Genomic DNA, 20911 nt, shown 5'->3' on the forward strand with positions numbered 1-20911 from the left:
CCCTTGGAGCAAGAAGCGGCAGGGCGATCGGCCTGAGTAGTGCTGAAGCCGATGGAAGCGCGCTAAACCAACAGGAGAATGGGATGAGTGAAAGACGACCGCAGCAACTGGCGATCGCGGGGAGCGATACGGAAGTGGGCAAAACGGTCTTTGTGCTGGCATTGGCGGCCTATTGGCAGCAGCATTGTCAGAAACAAGGGGCCTTGGGCCTGCTGAAACCGGTGCAGTCCGGGGAGGGCGATCGGGAAATTTATGGGGAATTGTTTGCGGATTTGCATCAAAGCCCCGAATCCTTTAATCCCATTCGGCTACAGGCTCCCTTGGCTCCCCCGATCGCGGCGGAACGGGAAGGCAAAACGATCGACCTGGCCTTGGCCTGGCAAGCTTTGCAAACCCTCCAGAGCGATCGCTCCTTCATTTTGATTGAAGGGGCCGGAGGCTTGGGGTCGCCGGTCACTTGGGAGTTGACCTTTGCGGATGTGGTGGCCGCTTGGCGGTTGCCGTTGGTGTTGGTGGTGCCGGTCAAGTTGGGGGCGATCGCCCAAACGGTGGCGAATGTGGCCCTGGCTCGTCAATTCCAAATTCCGCTGCGGGGCATTGTGCTGAATGAAGTGACGGCCGTGAGCGCGGCCGATCGAGAAGCTTTGGCCCCCATCGGCCTGATTGAAAGCCTGACCCATGTGCCGGTGCTGGGCTATTTGCCCCATGTGGACAATTGGCGCGATCGCACGGCCCTGGCCGCAGCGGCGGCACACCTGAACCTGGAGCCATTGGGTATCAGCCCCTATTGAAGTGGCTGATCAATCAGGCAGAAGTGGCGGCGCTGGCGATGTCTCTGGTGATTGGCAGTTTAATTTCAAAGGTTGTGCCGTGGTGGGGAATCGATCGACAGTCGATCGAGCCATAGTGACGCTCCACAATAATTTGATAGGCGATCGCCATGCCCAATCCTGTGCCTTTGCCAACGGGCTTGGTGGTATAGAACGGGTCAAATAATTTGGCGCGGGTCACTTCATTCATACCAATACCGTTGTCGGTAATTTCAATTTTGATCCAAGACAAATTGAGGGTTTGGGTCGTGATCGTCAGGGTGGGTAATTCTTGGGCCGGGGGAGCCGTTTGCCAGCGTTCTTCGATCGCATCAATGGCATTGACCAACAGATTAATTAGAACCTGATCAATTTGCCCGATCGTGCAGTCAATGGCAGGTAAAGAGCCATTTTGACGAATGATATTGAGATCGGGTTTTAGCTCCTGAATCCGATGGCTCAAGATCATCAAAACCCGATCGATGGACTCGTGGAGGCTGGCCGGTTCCTTGGCTTCGGTGGTGACGTGGGAATAGATTCTGAGGGATTTCACAATTTCCCGAATTCGATTGGTTCCCACGCGCATGGAGGTAAGCAGCTTGGGAAAATCATCGGCAATGTAATCTAAATCAAGGGTCTCGGGATGGGCGATCGGGACGAAATGAGGGGTTTTGGAATATTGCTGGTTGTGGCGATCGATCCTCTCTTGGTAAGCAATTACGGCTTCTAAAAGTTCCGTGGCATATTCCGAAGCGTGATGCAAATTGCCATGGACAAAGCTCACGGGATTATTAATTTCGTGGGCGATTCCGGCCACCAATTGCCCTAAGCTAGATAGTTTTTCGCTTTGGATGAGGTGGGCTTGGGCTTCTTGCAGTTCTTGAAGGGCCGTTTCTAAATCTTCAGTGCGATCTTGCAGGGCCAAGCGAGATTCCTGAAGCTGTTGGTTGCTGTAAATCACTTGGTTAAGGAGCGATTCTTGCACCACCACTCGCCGAATATTGTTGAAAAGATAGGCGGCAATGCTGGCGGTGAGGCTTAAGCCCACGAGAAAGGCCGCGATGCTGTTAGGAAACAGGAAGGGCGAAAAAATTTGATGGGGCAAAACGAGCAGGGACATTTCCCGATCGCCCACGTTAATGGATTGGGTGCAAATATCCCAAGGGCCTTTCCAAGGACAACGCAAGGCCTGCTGGGCCCCAACAGTCCAAGGGGCTGTGCTAGCGATCGGGAGGATGCGATCGAAGCTACTGGGATTGGCTAACTGGGATTGCAAATAATCCACCGGGCGATCGAACAGGAAAATATCCAAATCCAACACGCCCGTTTGTCCACGGGTGAGGTGGAGCGATCGGGTAATTTCCGTTTGGGTCACAAACCAACCCTGGTCGGTTCCCTGCACCGTCAGCAGTCGAGGATCCGGATTGGACACAATCATCGTCAAGGGCCGCTGAAAGGACTGGGCCCGCTTCAGCCAACTGTTGAGGGCTGGGGGGATGGTTGCTCGCTGACCGGGTTGCCGACCGCCAAGGGACTGAATGCCTTGCCCCAGTTGAAATTGAACATAGGGCCCCGTTTGGGGATCGGCCTGAATCCAGGCCGTATCAGCCGTGTTGGCCACGTCGGACAAAAGGTTTTGGCTGATGGATTGAAATTCGGCGGCCGAGGCGGGGCGACGGCGATCGAACATCAAAGCCCCGGCGCGGGTGGTGCGGGTAATTTGTTCTAAATCATCACGGAGATTGTTGCCCAATTGTTGGGTTTGCTGTTGCAGTTGGGCGCGGGCTTGGGCCAAGTCCCGATCGGCCGCCCAGTTGGCCGCCCAGGCCGACAGACCCACTCCCACCAACAAGGCAATGGCAACGGGCCCGTAACGACGATAGGGAACAGGCGTTAGTGATGGGGCAGGGGGTGGGGGTGGCGCAGATCCCGGCCCATCGGTTCGACGAGCAGCGGCAGGCATGATTAAGCAAGAGGGTGTCAAGGGAGTGGGGGTGAGGTGGGTGTTGAGGTGGGTGTTTTGAAACGGGGGGTGGACTGGGGTGGTGGTCAACCATTCGGTGGCTTGTGTGGGCCCATCGCTCCAGCGATCGATTGGCTCCGAGGTGGAAGGGGCGGGGGCTTGACGGAGGTGGAACAGCCTCCAAAAACGCTCTGGCCAACGCGTGGCGCTTGACGGTAACTTCTTCACGATCAAAAACTTGCTGATTGGATCCATCCCGGTAGGGGGCGATCGCGGGTGGGGGTTAGTGGGGCCAACGGTCAAAAATTGGTGATGGGGCCATGGTTTGGGGGCAACGAATCAGGTCACCGCCCCGAGAGCCAGTGAGTGACCCGCTGGCGGCTGTAGCGATTGACACCCTGATCTTCATCCTAATTGAGAATAAGTTTTAATAAATAATTGACTTGATTACAATTTTCAAATTTCAGATGCTGAATTCATAAGCACAGCGTAATTCTGTGCGGAGTTTTAATCGCGTTTAATGGCAAGAAGCGCGATCCGCTGCCCGATCGCTTGCCAGGGCTGGCTCCTGTGGCTCAAGATGGGCCTAGTTTCGGTTCAATAACTGGCTTTATGGCTGGTTCGATGGCTGGTTCGATGGCTGGTGTGGATCAGCCTGATTTTGGTTGATCAGCTTTTTTAGATATTGCTCTCGTTATCAGCATTTGTGCCCTGCCCCTATGGCTGCCGGATTGGTTCACGATCGAATCACGATCAACACGGCCGGGATTTGGTTCTTGGTGGGATTGGGGGTGACGACGGATTTCGGGTTGGCGGCTGCGAGCGCGATCGGCTGTGTGGTGGGGGGCTATTGGCTCAGCCCAGACCTGGATATTCGATCGCACCCATTCCAACGTTGGGGCCCGCTGCGTATCATTTGGATTCCTTACCAAAAACTGATTCGCCACCGCTCCACCTGGTCTCACGGGCCGCTGATTGGCACGACCTTACGGGTGCTGTATTTGGTGATCGCCCTGGGGCTGGGATGGTTGCTGCTGTTGGGATTGGCGGCGATCGGGTTTTCCCTGTTGGGTGGGGCCGATCGCTATGCCAGCTTTGAGGCGGTCACCTTGGCCCAAACCCGGGCGATCGGTCAATGGCTGTGGGTTGATCAATTCCCGTTTTTGGTGGCGGGTTTTGTGGGGCTGGAGGTGGGGGCCCTGTCTCATATTGCAACGGATCATCTCAGCTCTTGGCAAAAGCGACGCGCCCGCCGGGCCAAGCGATCGACCAGCCAAGCCCGAGGTCGATCGCCCGGTACTCGCACCCCATCTCGCCAACCAACTCGCAACCGTCGATCGCGCAGCGGCCCAACTCGCAACCTCCAACCTAAGCGGACTAAACGGACAACAAGCCGGCCAACCTCATAGCCAGCGGCGACGCAGGAAATCCAAAGCGGTGCAGGCGCTCACGTGGCGAATCCATTCCCGATCGCGCTGGATTCCGAGGCGCATTTCATGGGTGGTGACCCCATCGGGCCCGGCAATGCCCGCATAAACCAGGCCCACGGGCTTTGCCTCGCTGCCGCCGCCGGGCCCGGCTACCCCAGTGATGCTGATGGCCCAAGTGCTGCCGAGGCGATCTCGTGCCCCGATCGCCATTTCCTTGGCTGTTTCATGGCTGACGGCTCCGAAGCGATCCAACGTTTCCGCCGAAACCCCCAACAGGGCTGTTTTGATTCGGTTGTCGTAGGCAATGATGCCACCGAGGAAGTAGGCGGAGCTGCCGGCCACCGCCGTCAGCAACTGCCCCAAGCCGCCACCGGTGCAGGACTCCGCCACCGCCAGGGTTTCGCCTCGGTCTTGGAGCGATCGACCCACCACGATCGGCAACGTATCCTGATCCAAGCCATAGCAATCGGGCCCCACCCGATCGCGAATTTGCGCCACCATCGGCTCAATTTTGGCCAGGGCTTCGGCCGCCGTTGCTCCACAGGCCGACACCCGCAACTTCACCGATCCTCGGTTGGCATAGGGAGCCACCGTTGGCTCCGAACTGGCTAAATAGTCCGCAACCCGTTCCGCCAAGGCCGATTCGGAAATGCCCCAAAACTTCAGGGTTTGGGAGACGATCGTTTGGCGCGACCACCCGTGATCTCGCAGGTAAGGCACGGCCACTTCCGCCCACATGGTGCGCATTTCGCTGGGCACACCGGGAAAGGTCATCAACAACAACTCCGGAACCGGTTGCCAAATCATGCCCGGAGCCGTGCCCACTCGGTTGGTCAAAATGGCTGCGCCGGCCGGCAGCAGAGCCTGCTTGCGATTGCTGGGAACCATGGTGCGGCCGCGCTGGGCAAATTTTTGTTCAATGTCGGCAATGACGGCCGGATGCTCCACCAGGGGCACATCGAAAAACTGGGCGATCGTTTCGGTGGTTAGGTCATCGGGCGTGGGGCCCAGGCCACCCGTAAACAGCAAAATGCGCGATCGTTGGCAAGCGGTGGCGATCGCCCGTTGCAGGCGTTGGGGATTGTCGCCAACCACCGTTTGGTAATAGTGGGGAATGCCCAATGCCGCCAGTTGTTGGGCCAAAAACTGAGCATTACCATTGAGAATGTCGCCAAGCAACAGCTCAGTGCCGACACAAATAATTTCAGCGCTGGGGGTCATTGTGCCAAGCTCCGCACAGGATCAAACGAGGATCACCGAACCATTCAACCATCAAGGCGACACTGAGTCAGTCTCAACTGATCAGACCTAATTGATCAGGCTCATCCGTCAATCATCATCGTCTCGGACTTTGCCCTTAACAGATCGTGGGACAAGGGGCAAAACAAGGGATGGAACAAGTGCTGGGCCAAGGGGTAGGACAAGGGGTTTAAACCCCTTGCCTGATCATGGGTCTGATCATGATTGGAGCAAGACGGTCAAATGCTCTGGCCCTCGGCTTTGCTCTCAAATTTTCGCCTTAATTGATTGCGAACGAATCGCGTGAATGATTAATTCTCAGTCTAAGCTTGATTAGCCCTCGATCAACAGGGGCAAATCGGTTCCATTGTAGCGCTGAAATTTTTAGGTTCCAAGCCATTTCAAGCCGATGTTCTCTCGGTTTTTTCGCGATTTCATCTTAAATGAGAAATTGAAATGAGAAATTGAGAACCACTCGATCAATCTTGGCCAATTTGACCCAGAAATGGAGTGGCGATCGACTGGGTTTGCTTGGGACTTGCGATCACCAATCATTGCGATCATTGGGATTTTCTCTAAATAATTACCCCTGCCTCAGGAGGAGAGCTATGGCGACATCGAAGGAATTCACGAGTTTTGATGCCATGATTCAGGAAGCTGAAAAACCCGTTCTTGTGGACTTTTATGCCACTTGGTGCGGCCCTTGCCAACTGTTGTCGCCAGTGTTGGAGGAGGTGAGCGTGCGGCTGCATGATCACCTGCAAGTGGTGAAGATTGATGCCGATCGCTACCCGGATTTGGCAACTCAACACCAGGTGACAGCCTTGCCGACGCTGATTTTGTTTAAGGATGGCCAGGCGATCGATCGAATCGAAGGGTTTATGAAGGCGGATCAGCTCATTGCCCACTTAGAGCGCAAACTTTAGGGCGCAAACTTTAGGACGCAAACTGAGCTAGAGGGGCCCATAACCAAAGGGGCAATCATCAGGGCCAATAACGATTTCGGGATGGGCTGCAATCAATGGATCTCGTGTTGTGCCACATGACGGTGGATTTTGATGCCCTGGGGGCGGCGGTGGGCTGGGCCTGCCTGCACCCGGGGGCCAAAATTGTGCTGGCGGGTGGCGTGCATCCGGGAGTGCAGGCGTTTTTGGCGCTCCATCGTGATGAGTATCCTTTGATTGAGCGGCGATCGGTGGATCCGAAGCGGATTCGATCGCTCGTGGTGGTGGATACCCAACAGCGCGATCGACTGGGGAAGTTGGCGGAATGGCTGGACTTGCCCCAGCTAAACTCGATCGCCCTCTATGACCATCATTTGGGTGCGGTGGGAGATATTCCCGCCACCCAACAACAAATCGAAGCGGTGGGGGCCACCACCACCCTGATGGTGGAACAATTGCAGCGGGCTGGCGACTTGCAGCGGCCCCTCACACCGGCTGAGGCAACGGTGATGGCCTTGGGGATCCATGTGGATTCCGGATCTTTGACCTATGAAACCGCAACGGCGCGGGATGCGGCGGCCCTGGCTTGGTTAATGGCCCAAGGAGCCAGCGTTAGCGCCATTGCCACCTATTTGGATCCGAGTTTGTCGCCCCTGTTGCAACGGCTGTTGGCCGAAGCGATCGACCAGGTGCATGGCCACCCGGAACAAACCCAAGTGGTGGCCGGGGCCCGCTTAACCTGGGTGTTGCTGACGGCGGATCAATACGTGCCCGGTCTTTCAACGGTGGCTTCGCGGTTGGTGGACACGATCGGGGCCGATAGTTTGCTGTTGGGCACGCTCTACAGCACCCGAGAGGGATCTCGTGGCCAGCGGCTGTCTCTGGTGGGGCGATCACGGTTGGTGGGCCCGGACTGGGGAGCATTGTTGGCTCCTTGGGGGGGTGGCCATGCCCAAGCGGCAGCGGGTACGGTGCATTGGGATTCAGAGCCAGCGGAGCCGATCGAACCGGCGGCGACCTTGCTGAAATCACTGATGGCGGCCTTTGCGGCTCAGTTGCCCCATCCCCCTATCGCGCGGGATTTGATGTCCTCACCCGTGCGGACGATTTTGCCGGAAACCTCGATCGACGAAGCCCAGCGGATTTTGTTGCGCTATGGCCATTCCGGCCTGTCCGTGGTCGATCGGGGTGGGCAGTTGGTGGGGATTGTGTCCCGGCGAGATTTGGACATTGCGCTGCACCACGGGTTTCACCATGCCCCCGTCAAGGGCTACATGACCACCCAGCTCAAAACCATCGCTCCGGAAACGACCCTAGCGGCCATCGAGGCCCTGATGGTGACCTATGACATTGGCCGGCTCCCGGTGCTCGATCGGGGGCAACTGGTGGGGATTGTGACCCGTACCGATGTGTTGCGCCGGTTCCATCGCGATCGACAGCAGCAGCCCACCCATGCCTTGTCAGACCCGATCGAGGCGATCGGGAATTTTTGCCCCCTGCTGTCGCGGCTCACTCCATCCTTGCGACAACTGCTCGATCGGGCAGCGGCTTTGGCCCAGGCCAAGGGCTGGCAACTGTACCTGGTGGGCGGTGGGGTGCGCGATTTGCTCCTGAGTGACGCGGCCCAGGCGCTGCACCTGTCAGATTTGGACTTGGTGGTGGATGGTTGCCATCAACCCCGGGCGCATCCTCCAGAGGACTCAGCAGCCATCGCGCCAGACACCGGAGCCGCTGTGGGCTTGGCCCAAGCTCTGGCCCAGGACTATCCCGGGGTGCGCCTACAAGTCCATGGGCAATTTCAAACGGCCGCCCTGTTGTGGCATCGAGATCCGCTGTTCGATTCCCTGTGGGTGGACATTGCCACGGCGCGCACGGAGTTTTATCCCTATCCAGCGGCGAATCCGGAAGTGGAAGCCAGTTCTATTCAACAGGATTTGTATCGGCGCGATTTTACGGTGAATGCGTTGGCGGTGCGGCTGACGGAACCCAATCCCGGTGAGGTGCTGGACTTTTTTGGGGGCATGGTGGATTTGGGCGATCGGCTGGTGCGGGTGCTCCATGCCAACAGCTTCATTGAAGATCCCACGCGGATCTATCGAGCGGTGCGATTTGCGGTCAAGTTGGGATTCACGATCGAAACCCAAACAGAACGCTACATCCGCTATGCCATGGCTCAACTGTCGCCGCTGGAGGGGCAGCGCCGTCAACCTGCCCTGGAAACCCGTTTGAAAGCCGAGCTGAAATATATTTTGCAGACGGATTTTTGGTTGCCGGCCCTGGATTTGCTCGATCGCCTGGAGGCCTTACGTTGCATTCACCCTACGCTGAAACTGACCCGATCGCTTCGGCAGGCGGTGCGGTGGGTGGCCTGGGTTTGGGCGGCAGGGGTGTTGGCTTGGGGGGACGATCGGGCGGTGGCAGGTCTCCATCGTTGGGAACTGTTGCTGGAAACCCTGTTGGCCAGCTTGGCCCCGGGCGATCGAGCTGAGGTGGCACGCCGCCTACAACTCACCGAAGCCAGCATTCAACGGCTGGAGCAACTGGCGATCGCGGAAACCACCTTGCCCGCAAAATTGGCCCAATGCGATCGCCCCAGCGACCAAGTGCGGGTCTTGGAATCCTGGAGCCGGCCGCTGCTTTTGTTGGTCAGTCTCCACAGCGATCGGGTGACACGGCGGCAAATTTGGCAATACCTCACCCGCCTGAGCCAAGTGACCAGCCCTTTGAATGGCAAGGATCTGCAACAGTTGGGCTATGCACCGGGTAAGCAATTTCGAGAAATTTTGGGCCAGTTGCGGGGAGCCTGTTTGGATCGGCTGGTGGGCGATCGCACCGAAGCGATCACTTGGGTGAAAACCCACTATCCGCCACAAAGTCCGGTGGGCTGAGGCTTCGGGGGCGATCGCAACCCAGGGCCAGGGCCGCAATTGTTGTGAATCTTTACGAAAGAAAAACTCTTGACTTATTCTTAAGAGTTGAAGCGGCATCCACCCCTCTCCGATGCCCCGAGGTTTGCTTTGAACCCTTCTTCTCCCCAACCGCAACGAAGCCGCTGGATTGCTCCCTTGTTTTTGGTTACCGCTGCCTGTGCTTCCATGCTTGGCGCGGGAGCGGTGGCCGTTGTGCGATCCGGCGAAATGAACCTCTTCGGCATTCGGTTCGAGTCCCCCCCAATCCTGAACTGGTTGGCGGGAGAAGAGCAGTCCTTCCCGCCGCGTGAAGGTTGGCCGGTCTCCAAAACCGCTGAACAGGAGTTGGATCCAGCCGATCCCAGCATTCCTGACCTAGTGCTGCAGCAAATTCGCAGCCATCCTCACCGGGATAGTTCAGCGGCGATTCGCAGCCAACGCATTGCCCCGATCGAGCGGCCCGTGCGCAACAACCCTCGACCAGCGGAGTCCAGCGCCGATCGCGCGCCCCTGGCCAGCCCCAGCCCTTCGGATAATCCTGATGGCAACGCGCCACCGACCGACAGCACACCGCTGGTAGATCCCTCCGGTGGCAATTCGGGCACGGCCAACCCAGCAACCGATCGTCCCGATCGCCCTGATCGCTCCAGTTCGGGCGATCGCGGTTCAACGGTCGATCGCTCACCGTCGGGAACCAGCACCCCCGAACCGGCCACTAACTCAGCCCCCTCAGAAACCCGCCCCGCGCCCGATCGCCCCGCCAACCCCGAGCCGCGACCCGTCACAGAACGCCGACCGACCACAGAGCGCCGCCCCGCGCCGGAGCCAGCCGCCGTTGAGCGTCGCCCCAGCGGTGGCAGCTCCAGCGCCCCAGCCAGCGGCGGGGCATCCGGTGCTAGCAACGGGGGCAGCGCTGGCAGTGGTTCCGCCCCAGACAGCAGCAACACCCCCTAAGGGCATGGCATACCCTGGCTGCGAGTTCTGCGCCCTTGATCTTGATCTTGATCTTGATCCCTGATCTTGATCCCTGACTAAGCCGCAGGCGCGAATCCCCAGCCAGTCCTAAACTGCTCATGCCAAACCTGCCAGCCCAAAACCACCACGCTATAATTCAGAGCGGTCGCGGTAGCCCGCTCCGGCATTGCCTAAAAGCGATTATGCGCGCACCCTAGCTCTCAACTAACGCTTGACCTCCTGATCCCCGATCGCCTTCCCAGTACTTTCACCCGCGAGTTTCATGAGTAACCCGCTTGTCCATGCCTTCTTTGTTGGTCGCGCGATCGCTGAAGTGGTAAACGAACAAATCGAGCGAACTGCCACCGATTGGTTGAGCGAGCTTGGGAAGTTCGATGCCGAACAGCGGGAAAACCTGCGCCAACTGGTTGAAGAGGCCCTGGCCAGGGCCCAACAGGCCGAAGCCGCCGCCACCAACGGACGCACCAGCAGCAGCAGCGCTTCCGGCGGCGACGATGTGCAAGCTGAACTCGATGATCTGCGAGCCGAAATTGCCCGCCTCAGGTCAGAGATTAAGCAATACCGCAGCGAAGCCAACCCAAGCTAGAGTCGAGACGCACCGCACGGAGTCGAGGGTGAAAACGTACGACAGCAAAGCTTACCGATGGAACCGCGAGCGGTACTCCCGCCCCCGCCGCTTTATTGATATCTGGACTTTTGTCACCCTTTGGCTGTTGTGGCTTTGGATTGATACCAAGCCCTGGAGCTATCGCGGAGGCATGACGGAGGCCAAACAAAAGGCCCGCCGCCGCCAACAGGCCATTTGGGTGCGCGATACGCTGCTCCAGTTGGGGCCCACGTTCATCAAAGTGGGTCAACTGTTTTCGACGCGCGCTGACCTGTTCCCTGCGGAATATGTGGAGGAACTGTCGAAGCTGCAAGACCGCGTACCGGCCTTTGGCTATGACCAAGTGGAAGCGATCGTTCGCCAAGACTTGGGCAAGCCGGTGCAGGAACTTTTCCAGAGCTTTGACCCCATTCCTCTGGCGGCCGCCAGTTTGGGCCAAGTTCATAAGGCTCAACTGCGATCGGGCGAAGAAGTGGTGGTGAAGGTGCAGCGCCCGGGCCTGAAAAAGCTGTTCCAAATTGATTTGGCCATTCTGAAGGGCATTGCTCGCTATTTCCAAAACCATCCCCGTTGGGGCCCCGGTCGGGATTGGTTGGGCATCTATGAAGAATGCTGCCGGATTTTGTACGAGGAAATTGATTATCTAAACGAAGGACGCAATGCCGATCGCTTCCGGCGGAACTTTCGCCATGCGGATTGGGTGCGTGTACCCAAGGTTTTTTGGCGCTATTGCTCACCTCGGACGATTGTTTTGGAATATGTCCCCGGCATCAAAATCAGCCACTACGAGGCCCTGGAAGCGGCAGGCCTTGATCGATCGACCCTGGCCGAGCTAGGAGCCAGGGCCTACCTGGAGCAAATCCTCGAAGGGGGCTTTTTCCATGCGGATCCCCACCCGGGCAACTTGGCGGTGAGTCCAGATGGATCGCTGATTTTCTATGACTTCGGGATGATGGGGCAGATTAATGCCAATGTGCGCACGGGGTTAATGGAAACCTTCTTTGGCATTGCCCAAAAGAATGGTGAGCGGGTGATGAACTCCCTGATTGCGCTGGGGGCGCTGCAACCGACCGGAGACACGGGGCCCGTCCGCCGATCGATCCAGTACATGCTGGACAACTTCATGGACAAACCCTTTGAAACCCAGTCCGTGACAGCCATCAGCGATGATCTGTATGAAATCGCCTACGGCCAGCCTTTTCGGTTCCCGGCGACATTTACCTTCGTGATGCGGGCATTTTCAACCTTGGAAGGGGTAGGCAAGGGCCTAGATCCTGAGTTTAATTTTATGGAGGTCGCTAAACCCTACGCGATGCAACTGATGAATGGAAATCAACCGGAGGCTGCCGGAGACTTGCTGGGCGAGTTAGGTCGCCAGGCAGCGCAAATGAGTTCAACGGCCTTGGGTTTGCCGCGTCGCATTGATGACACGATCGAAAAGCTCGATCGGGGTGACCTGCGCTTGCGAGTGCGGGCCACGGAAACTGATCGCGTATTGCGTCGTCTGAGCAACGCCCAAGTAGCCACCAATTACTCAATCCTGACTGGTAGCTTTGCCCTCTGTAGTGCCATCTTGGTGGGCACAGGATACGGATGGTTTGCAGTGATTCCCGGTGGCATCGGCCTCCTCCCCGCGATCGCCCTCTTGCGCTTGCTGCGGCGGATGGATCGCTATGAGAAGATGTTCTAAAGCTCTAGGGGTTTGAGGGGTGACACCCCTTATTCTCTGACGCGCTCCATGGCAAACCAAGCTCGATAGACCGCGATCGCTGCCACCCGCGCTCAGCGTTCGGTTGGCTGCCAATCCTGATTGCCCCTGTTCTACCCCCGTCCCGTTCGCCCATGAAGTTTCGAGCCTCGGGATTGACCGATCGCGGAATGCTGCGAAGTGTCAATCAAGATAATTTGTTTGTCGATCCTGAAGGTCGGTTATTCATCGTTGCGGATGGAATGGGCGGCCATGCGGGCGGACAGGAAGCTAGCCGCATTGCGATTGAAGTGGTTAGCCAAGTGATCCTGCAAGCTTGGGAATCAGAGGCTTCTTCGCCGGCCCTGTTGGAAGTGGCGATCGAGAAAGCCAACGATGCCATCTTGGATGACCAAGTGCGCCATCCGGAACGGGCCGAAATGGGCACGACAATCGTGGCGATCATGCATCGCGATGATCAGTGGTGGCAGGTGCATGTGGGTGACTCGCGCCTCTATCGATCGCGGGAGCAACACCTATTGCAACTGACCAAAGATCACACCTGGGTGGCCCGGGCCGTTGAAAGCGGCGACCTGAGCCAAGAACAGGCCCGATCGCACCCCTGGCGACATGTGTTGATGCAATGCCTGGGACGGCGAGAGCTGGAGCTAGTGGAAATTTATCCCCTTGAGTTCCGATTGGGGGATCAACTGCTGCTCTGTAGTGACGGTCTCACGGAGGAATTATCCGACTCCGAAATCTTGCATCATCTTTGCCAAATGCCTTCGGCCCACCAGCTCGATCAGTTGGTGGAACGTCTGGTGCAGTCGGCCAAAGATCGCGGCGGTCGTGACAACATCACCGTTGTGCTTGTGGCTAGCGAAAGCACTGAAGAAGATGAAGAAGAGGAGTTTATTCCCCTTGGCCCCGTGGACGATGAACCGTCCGAGGGCATGATTGATGAAACCCTGCCTTTCCCAACGGATGATGATTTTCCACCGGAGCTTGCACCCCTGAGTTAATTGCTCTGAGTTGCTGACCCTCGGCGAATGAACCTGAGTGAATTGTTTTCAAGTCAATTGCTCTAGCGAGATGATCATCAAATTGATTCGCCTGGGTGAATGATCCTGCATTAATCCTGAGTTGATCGCTACTGATCGCTACTGATCGCTGTTACGTGAATCATCCTCCGTTTGCAGTCTAGCGATCGGGTGTCTTCAAGCAAAGATTGGTGGCGATGAGTCGCTGATCTGAGATTGAGACCGTTTAGTTTCCCTTGGCATGTTGAGGGCGATCGAGTCACAATTCTTTGATTAATTTAAGCTTGGTTTCTGATCCCTAGGTTTGATAATCTCCTAGAAGCTGCCTGCATAGTGCAAACCAAGTCTAAGTTGGTATTTCATGGCTCAAATCTCTGATTCGAGATTAATGCTTGAAACCTTTGATTTTGGTCGTTGTGAATAATTCATGAAAGGCAGAATCTTGTACATAGAGATTGAACTTGGGAGTTTTCAGTGATGTTAAAAATTCCTGTGCAAATGACGCAAGCCGACAGAACTCAGCCTAAAAACCTTGATGCTCATCCCGATCGAGTCAGGGCGATCGCCCCTGCAATTCGTCGGGCTTGGCGGCGATGGGTTGTGCTGCCACTGCTGGCATTGAGTTTGGGGCTAACCTTGCTGGCTAGTTGGTGTGGATTGGCGGAACCCGCTTGGGCAGAAAATTACAACCGATTCTCGTTGGTGGGCGCAGACTTTTCCAATCAGGATCTCCGCGATGATGACTTCACCAAAGCCAATCTGCGGGAAGCAAACTTTCATAACGCTAATCTTGAAGGGGTTCGCTTCTTTGCCGCAAACTTAGAATCAGCAGATTTGAGCGGTGCAAACTTACGAAATTCCACCCTTGATTCAGCCCGGTTAGTCAATGCAAATTTGACCAACGCGGTGTTAGAAGGAGCCTTCGCCGCCAGCATTAATATTCCCGGTGTCAAAATCACGGGAGCGGACTTTACCGATGTGTTGTTGCGATCGGACACCTTAGACAAGCTTTGTGCGGTGGCGGATGGGGTGAATCCAGTGACGGGCCGGGCCACGCGCGACACGTTGTTTTGTCCCTAAGGTTTTTCTCTCGGGTCTTTCCCTCGGGTGGTTTCCAAAGGTGTGTTCCAGAGGCCTCAAGGGTCATCCATTTTGGTGTCTTTTCGGTGCTGAGTTATGTCTATCGACAATGCCGATCGCTTCTTAATTGCCGCTGCCCAAAGCGAACAAATTCGACAATATTTCAAGTCTGTGAAAACGCCCCAAGAATTTGCCGATGTGGCCTGTCGGTTGGGCTATGAATTTAGCCCTGAGGATTTGAAAATGGCCGTTGCAGAACATAGCCAAAATGTGACCCAACGAAGACATACGGGCGTGTGGGAATGGTTGCGCACCGTGCCCTGGATTGAACGCTAGCGATCGACTTTTGCTGTAGCTCAAACCCAGCAAATGACTCAATTCAACATGCTGGTTTAGAAAAACCAAGCCAGTAGACCAGTTCAGTAAACCAGTCCAAGCATCCGTAGTTGAGAAATATCAATGGACTTTCTGAATCCGCGCTTGGCGGGGCGACGGGTAGGGGTTTTGTTGCATGAGGGACTGCGGGGCCCACGGGGCAAAACGGGGCTCGCCTTCTTGCGCTACAGCGCGGCGGAGGTGGTGGCGGTGATCGATCGCGATGCGGCCGGTGCCAGTCTGGTTGCTTTAACGGGGATCGATCGCCCGGTTCCCGTGGTGGCCAGTGCGCAGGAGGCGATCGCCCTAGGGGTCGATACGTTGCTGATTGGGATTGCGCCTTCAGGGGGAATTTTGCCGATCGAATGGGAAACGGAACTGAAGGAGGCGCTGCGGGCTGGGGTTTCCCTGGTGAATGGTCTGCATCGTCCCCTCAGTCAAGCGCCCGATTGGGTGGCTTGCCAACAGCCGGGGCAATGGATTTGGGATGTGCGGGTGGAACCAACGGGCCTGACGATCGGGTCGGGGTTGGCGCGGTTGCTGCCGGGGGTGCGGGTTTTAACCGTGGGTACAGATATGGCGATCGGGAAGATGTCCACCACCTTGGAGCTGTGCCGAGCAGCCCGCCGCCAGGGCCGACAAGCGCATTTTGTGGGCACGGGTCAAGCGGGGTTGATGATTGCCGGGCAGGGGGTGGCCCTGGATGCGGTGCGGGTGGATTTTGCGGCGGGGGCGGTGGAGCGGGCCCTGTTGCAGGCGGCCCAAGACGCGGGGGGCTTAGGTGAGGGGGATCTGTTGGCGATCGAGGGCCAGGGATCGTTGCTGCACCCGGGATCAACGGCCACCTTGCCGTTGTTGCGGGGATCGCAGCCCACCCATTTAATTTTGGTGCATCGGGCTGGTCAAGCTCATTTGCGAGATTTGCCCCATTGCCCGATTCCGCCATTACCGGACGTGGTGGCCCTTTACGAAGCGGTGGCACGAGCAGCCGGAACCTATGCAGCAGCGCCTGTAGCAGCGATCGCCCTAAACACGGCTCACCTGTCGGATGCGGAAGCAAGGGCCGAGTGCGATCGGGTGGCGGCCTTGACCGATCGCCCCTGTACGGATCCGGTGCGTTACGGGGCAGAATTACTGCTGGCTTCGATGGGTGTTGATTCGTTCACTCAGCAAACCTGATCCGCTGGGTGATTGGGTGTCGATTGATATTGATTAATCTCAATTAATCTCAATTAATCAGTGCCTATTGGGATGGAATTGTGGAGGATGACTGGTCCCGATCAAGCGATCGCGATCGTTGAGGTTTGCAAGGATTTCCCCAAGCGATCGATCGAGCGGGAATATTCATCAGTACTGTGCTTCTTGCGCCGATGATGCTGTTTGCGCCAATGCTCACGCCGGGAGCCACAAAACAGTCCGTTGCGACCCAAGTGCCATTACCAATCACCACCGGTTCCACCAACAACCCAAAGGCGCGATCGCGAATATCATGACTGCCGGTGCAAAGATAACTGCCTTGGGAAATGATGCAGTGGGAACCCACTTCAATGCGATCGAGACTATAGAACGTGACCTGATCGCCAACCCAAGACCAATCACCAATTTTTACTTTCCAAGGATAGGTAAATCGAGCGCTCGATCGAATCACCACGCGCTTACCAATCTTTGCCCCAAAACAGCGCAATAACCAACAGCGAAACCCATTGGCTGGGTGGGGAGAGAGGGGAAACAAAGTACCTTGAATGAACCACCACAACAAAATAAACCAGCCGGGCCGCCCCCGATCAAACCAAGATTGATCATAGCGACTGAGATCAAACCAAGCTGGCTCATCGGTCACCACAGGATTCACCCGATCGTGGTGGGCATAGGATTGGGTTGCCCGCTCAAAATTATGGGGCACAGTCATAGGCGATGCCTCAGGAATGGATTGACGACGAAGCCGATCGGGGACTGGATTTGGGTTGTTGCTGTTGGTTTAACTGCCCGCCTGACTTGCGCAATTCATAGAGCTTAACCCCAATTTGAAACTCATACTGACTCAGCAATCGGCCATACACATAACCGGGATAACCATCCAAAAATCCCAACCGAATAATATAAAACAGCACAAATCGAATGAAGGGTTTCATGGGCAACCGTACCCACAGCCGCTTCAGGGCCCGCTTCCGTTCCACGGCATTTCCAAACAGATTGCCCTTCAAGGTTCCATCTTTGCCGCGCCCTTCTAATAGGTTTAAATAGACCTGGGCTTCCCAATTGGAATAGCGATTGTGGCGAGCTAGCCATTGGTAAATATCCCGGAAGTCAATATGCAGCATGTCTTCCTTGAGATAGCCCACTTGGCCATGGCTTGGGTTGATCAAAACATGCTCATGAACCTCGTTGTCTCCCGTGTTGCGAATTTCTTCGGTTCCCAGGTTTTCGTAGCGCCCCGATTGATGCTTAAACAATCGCAGATTCCAATCGGGATATTTACCCCCATAGCGAATCCATTTCCCTAGGAAAAAGACGCGGCGGTTGAGATAGTAGCCTGCGAAACCGGGACGGGCGATCGCCTCAGCAATTTCGTCCCATAGCTCCGGGGTAATTCGCTCATCGCAATCCACAATCAAAACCCATTCATTCCGAAAGGGCAGATTCTCCAGCGACCAATTTTTCTTTTTGGGCCAGCGACCATTGAACTGAAATTGCACGATGGTTGCGCCGTAGCTTTCGCAAATTTCAACGCTGCGATCGTCGCTTTGGGAATCCACCACAAAAATTTCGTCGGCCCGAGCCACGCTTTCGAGACAGGCGGGCAGGTTGGCCTCTTCGTTTTTGGCCGGAATGAGCACGGAAACGGGAACCGTGTTGCTGGTGATTTGTTGCGGATGAATGGTCATGCTGAAGGGGGGTGAGACAGCAGCGGATGGCGGAGACAGGGGGAATTTAGCGAAAAACGAAGCCGAATCGAGCGAATTTTAGGGGTGATTGGGAACGGGAACATCGACGATGATCACGGGGCCAAGCCTATAATGCCTGACGACCCATGAGGGTGCGAAGAACGGCCCACAGGTAGCCCAACTGACCATAGGCATAGACCAGGTTGTCAAAACGAATGGCAGGATCTCGCCAGTGGCGGAGGGCTTTCCAGAGGCCCCGCAGGAACCGATCGCCCGCCAAGCCAAACTGACGCAAACCCGCCCGCCCGGCCAGTTGTTCGCGATAGCACTCGCTGATGCCTTGCCACCAGGCGCGATTTAAAAACCACCGGGGACTCAATCGCTCTGGGGCAACGTTGTGGGCGGCATGGGCAGCGGGAATGTAGCCCACTTGCCAGTTCAGCTCGATCGCCCGTTCGGTCATCATTAGTTCTTCGTTCGACAGCAGTTTTTTCCCCACGCGCCCTAGGCTGGGGTCAAAACCGCCCACCCGATCGAGAAAAGACCGGCGAATTGCATAATTCAAGCCGCGCGGCGTTTGTCCCGGATTGTGAATGATGATCGGTTGATCGCCCAAATCATAGGCCCCCAAGGGTTCAGTCATGCCATCGGAAAGCCAGCGCGGGCGCGATCGCCCCGGGGGCCACAGCAGGGTAACGCGCCCTCCGGCAATGGCCAGGCGATCGTTTTGGGCAAATGCTTCGTAGAGCATCCGTAACCATTGGGGGCTGGCTTCTGCGTCGTCGTCCAAATAGGCGAGCAAATGACTGCGGGCGGCCTTGGCTCCGGCGTTGCGGGCCACAGACAAGCCTGTGATCGACTCGTAAACGTAGCGCAATCGGGGGTGAATCAGGCGTGCTTCCACCACTTCCCGCGTGCGATCGGTGGAAGCATTGTCCACCACCACAATTTCGTAGGGGAGCGTTGCACCGCAATCTTGGCTCAGCAGACTATCGATCGCCCCGCCCAGATACTCCGCTCGATTGTGGGTGCAAATGATCGCAGAAATTAAGGGTTCCCGCGCGTTGGTTTCTGGGCCTGGGAACTCGGAAGTTTGGGCGTTTGGAGAGGGTGAGTCTGGTGTTGCTGAGTTTGGGGTTTGGCTGGCTGGAGTTTGGCTGGCTGGAGTTGGGGTTTCTGAAGCTGGCGACTCAGTGGGGAGAGGTTCCGGGGATAAAGCGCCCATAGCACAACATTGGGGAATCGAAAGATTGGGGAAGTCGAGGGCTTGAAGATCGAAAAATGGGGCGAATCCAGGGTTCAGAGATTTCGGAGATTTAGGAATTGGGCGATCGAAATGGGCCGATCAGGCGATCAAGAGATTGCGAGATTAAAAATGGGGCGATCGAAAATTGCGCGATTGAGGATTCGAGGATTCCCTGAACCTAGGGTTTGCGAGGGCCGCGTTGTGGACTGCGGTTCAAGAGCTGGTGCAGGCGATCGCGAAAGGCATCCACCCCAAACAGGCCAAGGGCCTCTTGCCGCAGCCATGCCCCATCACAACGGCGATCGCCCCTGGTCGTCAAGGCAGCAATGGCGGCGCGGGCCACGGCCTCCGAATCCCGGTGGGGAACCCGCCACCCCAATCGACCATCCTGCAAGGGGTCGGCGGAACCGTCGTCATCGCCGGAAATAACCGGTACGCCCGTGGCCATGGCTTCCAGATAAGCAATACCAAATCCCTCTTGGGAGGGCATGACGTAGAGGTCGGCGGCTCGGTAAAAGTCCGGCAGGGCCTCCGTGGGCACAAAACCCGCAAACACGACCCGATCGCCCACGCCCATCTCACAGGCCAGGGCTTCTAATCGCGGGCGATCTTCGCCGCGACCAATCACCAGATATTTCACGTTGGGCACGGCTCGGGCAATCAGTGGCAGGGCCCGAATGGTCACATCCACCCCTTTGTAGCGATCGCCCGGCCAGAGCCGCGCCACGGTCATCAGCACTTTGCAATCGGCTAGGCCATACTGCGTCAACAGTTCCGGTGGTTTGAGCCCCGGTCGAAACACCGTGCCATCCACCGGACAGGGCATCAGATCCACCCGATCGGGATTGAGCTGGTTGGCCTGACTGGCGCGATCGCGGGAATAGCGACTAACAATCCAAAGGGCATCGGCCCGCTGCAAAGCCCGGCGAGCCGGAGGCGAGAGGGGATCCCAAACTTCCTTGCCGTGGGTCAGCACCGTGTAGGGAATGCGCCGAATCTGGCAAATCCAGGCGATCGCCTGAACGAGGTTGATGTGGCCACAAAACACTTGGCGCGGTGGCGCAATCCACAGATTCCAGGCCAGGCTGGCCAGCATTTGCAACCGCCCGATCGCCCGGGACTTGGCCCCACCAAAACAGTTAAATTCCAAACGCCCTTCCCCGATCGGGGGTTTAGCCATGGGGCGATCGCGCAAAATCCAGGCCCGGCCGCGGCGGTTCGGTTCCGCCACACAGGCGTAGGCCGTCAACAAATTTTGGTTATAGGTTTGGATGCCGCCCTCGTTGTCGAACACCTCAAGGAAAACGAATGCATCCCACTGACTGCCCCGCGCCGATCGAGACCGTGGCTTAGCCGAAATGGGTTTTGATGGAACGTGCTGCATGACGAATCAACCACCCAGAATCCTACTCACGACTCGATCGCTCAATGGCATAGCTAATGCAGAACTCAATGAATGCATGGCCCCACAGTGCATGGCTTGAAAAGGCGTGACCCCACAATGATTGGTCATATTGAGTGACCACATAATGTGTGACCGTGACCCCAGTAATGTGCGACCCAAATTATGCGCGACCCAAATCATGCGTGACACAACCTAGGGCTTGGTCTAAATAGCGCACGACTGATCATGCATGACTAAGCGACGGAACTGGATGATTAGCCCCGGTCACTGAACCTGTTAACGGTAGTCTGCATTTCCAATGTCTCCGATTCCGCTCG

General features: G+C 56.8%; 17 protein-coding genes. 11 read left to right on the forward strand and 6 right to left on the reverse strand.

From position 1 onward, the window contains the following. The first annotated feature begins 83 nt into the window (after positions 1–83). Positions 84–791: a dethiobiotin synthase gene (bioD, locus tag ACZA91_RS13160; RefSeq protein ID WP_463182598.1), complete on the forward strand. Its 708-nt coding sequence runs from the start codon at positions 84–86 to the stop codon at positions 789–791. A 13-nt stretch (positions 792–804) separates the two neighbouring features. On the opposite strand, the gene ACZA91_RS13165 is transcribed toward bioD, so the two are convergent. Continuing rightward, positions 805–2772 carry a sensor histidine kinase gene (locus ACZA91_RS13165; protein ID WP_463182601.1) on the reverse strand — a complete coding sequence of 656 codons (1968 nt, stop codon included), beginning with the start codon at positions 2770–2772 and terminating at the stop codon, positions 805–807. Between the two features lie 719 nt (positions 2773–3491). On the opposite strand from ACZA91_RS13165, the gene ACZA91_RS13170 reads away from it, so the two are divergent. Beyond that, positions 3492–4181 (forward strand): metal-binding protein, encoded by a 690-nt coding sequence (locus ACZA91_RS13170; protein WP_463182603.1) that lies wholly within the window; start codon positions 3492–3494, stop codon positions 4179–4181. On the opposite strand, the gene ACZA91_RS13175 is transcribed toward ACZA91_RS13170, so the two are convergent. Continuing rightward, the gene (locus ACZA91_RS13175) at positions 4176–5423 is read right to left on the reverse strand and encodes a competence/damage-inducible protein A (protein ID WP_463182605.1); all 1248 of its coding nucleotides are present in this window, start codon (positions 5421–5423) and stop codon (positions 4176–4178) included. The genes ACZA91_RS13170 and ACZA91_RS13175 overlap by 6 nt on opposite strands. Before the next feature lie 626 nt (positions 5424–6049). Here ACZA91_RS13175 and trxA point away from each other — a divergent pair. From trxA to ACZA91_RS13220, 9 genes are all read left to right on the forward strand, one after another. Further along, positions 6050–6367 (forward strand): thioredoxin, encoded by a 318-nt coding sequence (trxA, locus tag ACZA91_RS13180; protein ID WP_099532169.1) that lies wholly within the window; start codon positions 6050–6052, stop codon positions 6365–6367. A gap of 95 nt (positions 6368–6462) precedes the next feature. Further along, entirely contained in the window at positions 6463–9273 is a 2811-nt protein-coding gene (locus ACZA91_RS13185) for a CBS domain-containing protein (protein WP_463182608.1), read from the forward strand. A gap of 129 nt (positions 9274–9402) precedes the next feature. Beyond that, entirely contained in the window at positions 9403–10248 is an 846-nt protein-coding gene (locus tag ACZA91_RS13190; RefSeq protein WP_463182610.1) for a hypothetical protein, read from the forward strand. A 283-nt stretch (positions 10249–10531) separates the two neighbouring features. Beyond that, positions 10532–10855: a DUF6825 family protein gene (locus ACZA91_RS13195; protein WP_099532172.1), complete on the forward strand. Its 324-nt coding sequence runs from the start codon at positions 10532–10534 to the stop codon at positions 10853–10855. A gap of 28 nt (positions 10856–10883) precedes the next feature. Further along, a complete protein-coding gene (locus ACZA91_RS13200) occupies positions 10884–12566 on the forward strand; it encodes an ABC1 kinase family protein (RefSeq protein WP_347343107.1) in 1683 nt (560 codons plus the stop codon). Positions 12567–12718: 152 nt separating this feature from the next. Next, complete coding sequence (locus ACZA91_RS13205; protein ID WP_099532174.1) at positions 12719–13585, forward strand: PP2C family protein-serine/threonine phosphatase; 867 nt, start codon at positions 12719–12721, stop codon at positions 13583–13585. A 495-nt stretch (positions 13586–14080) separates the two neighbouring features. Further along, positions 14081–14683: a pentapeptide repeat-containing protein gene (locus ACZA91_RS13210; RefSeq protein ID WP_463182615.1), complete on the forward strand. Its 603-nt coding sequence runs from the start codon at positions 14081–14083 to the stop codon at positions 14681–14683. A 96-nt stretch (positions 14684–14779) separates the two neighbouring features. Further along, positions 14780–15019, forward strand: coding sequence for a Nif11-like leader peptide family natural product precursor (locus ACZA91_RS13215; RefSeq protein ID WP_099532175.1), 240 nt, complete (start codon positions 14780–14782; stop codon positions 15017–15019). Positions 15020–15142: 123 nt separating this feature from the next. Further along, on the forward strand, positions 15143–16237 hold the full coding sequence (locus tag ACZA91_RS13220; protein ID WP_463182618.1) for a DUF1611 domain-containing protein: 1095 nt from the start codon (positions 15143–15145) through the stop codon (positions 16235–16237). A 64-nt stretch (positions 16238–16301) separates the two neighbouring features. Here ACZA91_RS13220 and hpsU read toward each other — a convergent pair whose 3' ends face one another. The 4 genes from hpsU to ACZA91_RS13240 form a co-directional block, all read right to left on the reverse strand. Next, positions 16302–16967 carry a hormogonium polysaccharide biosynthesis acetyltransferase HpsU gene (gene hpsU / locus ACZA91_RS13225; RefSeq protein WP_099532177.1) on the reverse strand — a complete coding sequence of 222 codons (666 nt, stop codon included), beginning with the start codon at positions 16965–16967 and terminating at the stop codon, positions 16302–16304. A gap of 10 nt (positions 16968–16977) precedes the next feature. Then, positions 16978–17943 carry a glycosyltransferase family 2 protein gene (locus ACZA91_RS13230; RefSeq protein WP_463182621.1) on the reverse strand — a complete coding sequence of 322 codons (966 nt, stop codon included), beginning with the start codon at positions 17941–17943 and terminating at the stop codon, positions 16978–16980. A gap of 127 nt (positions 17944–18070) precedes the next feature. Next, positions 18071–19168 (reverse strand): glycosyltransferase family 2 protein, encoded by a 1098-nt coding sequence (locus ACZA91_RS13235; protein ID WP_463182624.1) that lies wholly within the window; start codon positions 19166–19168, stop codon positions 18071–18073. A gap of 199 nt (positions 19169–19367) precedes the next feature. Beyond that, entirely contained in the window at positions 19368–20573 is a 1206-nt protein-coding gene (locus tag ACZA91_RS13240) for a glycosyltransferase (RefSeq protein WP_463182628.1), read from the reverse strand. Between the last annotated feature and the right edge of the window lie 338 nt (positions 20574–20911).

This window comes from Limnothrix sp. CMB-01 (assembly GCF_055193175.1).